This window comes from Acidovorax sp. IB03, assembly GCF_016406015.1.
GTDB classification, from domain to species: domain Bacteria; phylum Pseudomonadota; class Gammaproteobacteria; order Burkholderiales; family Burkholderiaceae_C; genus Acidovorax; species Acidovorax temperans.
Window position 1 is genome coordinate 1 of record NZ_JAEFCH010000103.1, and the last position, 543, is coordinate 543.

A 543-nucleotide genomic window follows, 5' to 3' on the forward strand; every position below is an offset into this window, starting at 1 on the left:
TGAGGTTGCCCCTGAATTTCGGAGCGCTTAGCCCGGGTTTCATGCGGCGTTCTTGCGCTGAGCCGCCAGCCAGCGTTGCTCGTATTGCATGGGGCTGAGATAGCCCAGCGCCGAATGCAGACGAGAGTGATTGTAGAAGGCCATCCAGTTCAGAATGGCTGTCCTGGCCTGCTCTCGGGTGGCAAACCTTTGCCCCAGCACGCAAGCCACCTTCAGATGGCCCCAGAAGCTCTCCGTGGGCGCGTTGTCCCAGCAGTTGCCCTTGCGGCTCATGGATGAACTGATACCCCAGGCCTTCATCGTGGTCTGGAACTCATGGCTGCAGTACTGGCTGCCGCGGTCGCTGTGGAAGATCAGCCCCTTGGCTGGCCTGCGGCGCCAGCAGGCCATCAGCAGCGCGTCTTTGACCAGGCTGGTCTGCATGTGCGGCTGCATGCTCCAGCCCACCACCTGGCGGCTGTGCAGGTCAAGCACCGCAGCCAGGTACAGCCACCCCTCATCGGTGGGGATGTAAGTGATGTCGCCGCTCCACAGCAGATTGGG

General features: G+C 62.2%; 1 protein-coding gene. It reads right to left on the reverse strand.

All coding sequences use genetic code 11. The features are described from left to right. Nucleotides 1–39: 39 nt before the first annotated feature. A partial coding sequence (locus tag IHV84_RS20245; protein ID WP_198848174.1) for an IS3 family transposase occupies nucleotides 40–543 on the reverse strand: 504 nt, incomplete at its 5' end.